Below are 3587 nucleotides of genomic sequence, written 5' to 3'. Positions count from 1 at the left end.
TAGAAGCGGAATCAAGAGGTCAGGGACATCAGTTAACATAATATTCACGCTGCGGACATACGTCCTTGGCCCGGCATTCGCCGGACACTCGACATGCGTCGAGTCGTGAATACAGGAACGTTAGGCGAAAGGCTTTAAACAAGGAGGCTTTAATGGACATAAAACTTGATAAGGAATTTGCATGTAAGCTGAGCATCATGCTGGAGAGTCGGTTAATCTGGTATAAGCATTTTCAGCTATTTTGCGATGACATTATTCTTGAATACACTAAACCACCTTATTGGATCATTGAATTAGCAACAGTGCGCTTTCAACCAACCGCTATTGAAATCGTTAAGAACTATATGTATTCAGAACCATTTGTTGATTTTTATAGAAGTGAATTATTTGATCAGTATATTGCATGTTTGTACTTAAGATATGATAGGAGAGAAATATCTTGGGCTAGTTTTTTGAGTTTATCAGGGGATTATGCGGATGGATCTCAAGAAGTAAAAAAGGATTGCGATTATTTTTATGAATTATTGAATGAATATAAAAATCATGAATTTGATGAAAAACTTGAACACAACCAGAAAGAAGAAATAAAGATCAACTTTATTGAAGAAATTAAAGAGATAGAGGGTTTTTATAAGATATTCAAAGACTATTTTAAACAGTTCATCATTAAAGAGAAAAGTACATCTTCGTAGATCTTGCAAAGAAGAAAGCCCATCGCCTAACATAATATTCACGCTGCGGACATTCGTCCTAGGTCCGGCATTCGCCAGACACTCGACATGCGTCGAGTCGTGAATACAAGAACGTTATAGGAAATTCGGGCAAAACCTATAAACATTAAAAATAGGATGTGATTTGTTGAACAAGTATAAAATTCGTGAAATGAACCTGAATGATTATTTGAAAGTTTTTGATCTTTGGTCAAATACAGAGGGCATGGGATTAAGTGATTCTGATTCTGAGGAATCCATTTCTAAATTCTTGAAAAGAAATGCCGGACATAGTTTTGTATGTACGGACAGAGAAGAAATCATTGGTACAATTTTGTGTGGTCATGATGGAAGAAGAGGTTTTCTCTATCATGTAGCAATTTCAAAAGAGTATAGAAAAAACGGAATAGGAAAAAGACTAGTTGAAAGTGCTTTGGACTCCTTAAAGAAATCAGGAATTATTAAATGTCACTTAATGGTTCTTGGAAACAATAAAATAGGCAATCAATATTGGAATAATGCAGGATGGATTAAAAGAGATGATATTCTGATTTTTTCAAAGGACACCTAGCGAACACCATAATCATCAAACAAAATTTAGCAATATCGAAGAAGGCCCGAACATCCTATAACATAATATTCACGCTGCGGACATTCGTCCTTGGTCTGGCATTCGCCAGACACTCGACATGTGTCGAGTCGTGAATACAGGAACGTTAGATGAAATTCATAAATTTTTATTCAATGGAGGGGTTAAATAGTGAAACAGCGTACCGATGAAGCTTTAATATTATCGGAAGAAATCTTGAAGAATTTTGAATTAACTGAAATTCCATTACAAAACGTAGTATTGAAATGTTTAAGATTAGCTAGGCTTATTAATGACATTGAAGCTTTAGAGTGGCTTAGGCATGAAGCAAATGGTTTTGAGAAGAATGAGGATGGTTTCCTTACACCATCTGCCTGGGCAGCAGCAGGGAAGTCTGGAAGACGATTTTTTATTGATGATCCTGAAAGTAAGACTCAAAAAAAGAAAAAGGTCGAAAGAGCTTCCACAACCACTATTGCCGTCATGGAAGCAGCAGTAAGTGCTGCAAGAGCTAGAATGGCAGTTGCATATGATCGTGACATTTCAATTTCTAGTCAATCTACATTTCAACCGATTCCGCCGGGTAATGCAGGAGAACGAAATACCCTTACTAAAACAATAAACGAAAATATCGAGAAAATCGAAAAGGTTAAATCAAGAATATATCAATATATTTTAAATGTTAATTATGAATTGAAATTTGGTCAAATCACAAATGATATTTTCTCACGTAAACGAGTCGCAGTAGATACTCGTTTGAAAGACATATGCCCCCAAGCTATTCAAAAATTTGTTTCAGTATATGAAAATTTAAAGTCTGATAATGCTGAAGATTGGGCAAATGCTGTGCATACATGTAGAAGGATTATCAAGGAAGTGGCTGACGCCTTGTACCCTCCATCTGATGAGATTATTGAGCTTACTGGAGGGAAAAAATTAAAGATTGGAGAAGACCAATATATTAATCGATTAATTCAGTATATTGAAGGTAAATCTACAAGCAACAAATTTAAATCAATAGTAGGATCACACTTGAAGTTTATTGGTGAACGTTTAGATGGTGTTCATGAAGCAGCTAATAAAGGTACACATACAGAAGTAACATTAGAAGAAGCTGAAAGGTATATTATTTATACTTACTTAGTTATCGGAGATATATTGTCTCTTGATTAGGTTGAATTTTTAAGATTTCACTCATTGTATGTTAATGGGTTAGTAGATTTATTAACTTCATCTAACATAATATTCACGCTGCGGGCATACACCCTTGATCCGGCATTCGCCGGACACCCAACATACGTTGAGTCGTGAATACAGGAACGTTATAGGAAAGGAACAGAACGATCATGTATAAAATAATATTGGAAGAACAAAATTTGCACGAACTAAAAGAACAGTTAATTCAGATTATTAAATCAACAGGAACTGAAATTAATGAAAATCAAATTATGATCTTAGATCGAGGAGTACCTCACAAAACTTCAACATTACCTAAAGACAGAATGGCTATATACTCTTTTATTTACCAAGACAGATTTTTGAAGATAGGTAAAGCTGGCCCTAGCAGTAATGCGAGATTCAACAGTCAACATTACGACCCTAAAAGTTCTCAAAGTAATTTAGCCAAGTCACTATTGGCCGATCCTAAATTAATAGAATTAAATCTTGATGTAACGACTATTAAAGAATGGATTAAAACTAATACAAGAAGAATAGATTTTTTAATAGATGCTACGTTGGGGATATTTGTTTTGAATTTAATTGAAGCCTTTTTGCATTTAAAATACAGACCTAAATACGAGGGCTTTGAAAAACAAAGGTTAAACATTAAAGAGGATTTATAGGTAATTCAGAGAAGATGTTCCCATCCTATAACATAATATTCACGCGGCGGGCATACGCCCTTGATCCGGCATTCGCCGGACACTCGACATGCGTCGAGTCGTGAATACAGGAACGTTATAGGAAACACCCTAAACCAGCAGAAGCTGTATAGACACAAAGGCAACTATTAGTCTGGGCAAGCTGTTTTAAAAGACTAACTAAATGAACAAAAGTTATGGTTTTAAGAATTCGATTAAAAAACCATGCTTTTTTAAAAAGTGAGGATGTATTTTTTATTTTTTTTTTGAAAGACGGATTGTCAATCCAAGTGCAACACTTCTTCCTGAAACGATTCGTGCGTAGATTTCCAGCCTAAACATTTACGAAGCCGGTTATTAATCAAGGCGAGAGCTTGTTCGAGTTCAGCATCGGTCACCTGCGCAAAATCGTGGCCTTTGGGGAAA

At 35.5% G+C, this 3587-nt stretch carries 4 protein-coding genes and 1 pseudogene; 4 read left to right on the top strand and 1 reads right to left on the bottom strand.

Features of this window, described 5'->3' with window-relative positions:
- The first annotated feature begins 152 nt into the window (after positions 1–152).
- The 4 genes from HRQ60_RS23155 (at position 153) to HRQ60_RS23140 (ending at position 3143) form a co-directional block, all read left to right on the top strand.
- The gene (locus tag HRQ60_RS23155) at positions 153–692 is read left to right on the top strand and encodes a hypothetical protein (protein ID WP_172200951.1); all 540 of its coding nucleotides are present in this window, start codon (positions 153–155) and stop codon (positions 690–692) included.
- A gap of 166 nt (positions 693–858) precedes the next feature.
- Positions 859–1281 (top strand): GNAT family N-acetyltransferase, encoded by a 423-nt coding sequence (locus HRQ60_RS23150; protein WP_246281462.1) that lies wholly within the window; start codon positions 859–861, stop codon positions 1279–1281.
- Positions 1282–1470: 189 nt separating this feature from the next.
- The gene (locus tag HRQ60_RS23145) at positions 1471–2472 is read left to right on the top strand and encodes an AbiTii domain-containing protein (RefSeq protein ID WP_172200948.1); all 1002 of its coding nucleotides are present in this window, start codon (positions 1471–1473) and stop codon (positions 2470–2472) included.
- Between the two features lie 173 nt (positions 2473–2645).
- Positions 2646–3143 carry a hypothetical protein gene (locus HRQ60_RS23140; RefSeq protein ID WP_172200945.1) on the top strand — a complete coding sequence of 166 codons (498 nt, stop codon included), beginning with the start codon at positions 2646–2648 and terminating at the stop codon, positions 3141–3143.
- A 299-nt stretch (positions 3144–3442) separates the two neighbouring features.
- On the opposite strand, the pseudogene HRQ60_RS23830 reads toward HRQ60_RS23140, so the two are convergent.
- Positions 3443–3587, bottom strand: a pseudogene (locus HRQ60_RS23830) (IS30 family transposase); the annotation flags it as partial.

The organism is Saccharibacillus qingshengii (assembly GCF_013185195.1).
Classification (GTDB): Bacteria; Bacillota; Bacilli; order Paenibacillales; family Paenibacillaceae; genus Saccharibacillus; species Saccharibacillus qingshengii.
This window is presented reverse-complemented; position numbering and strand designations above follow the sequence as displayed.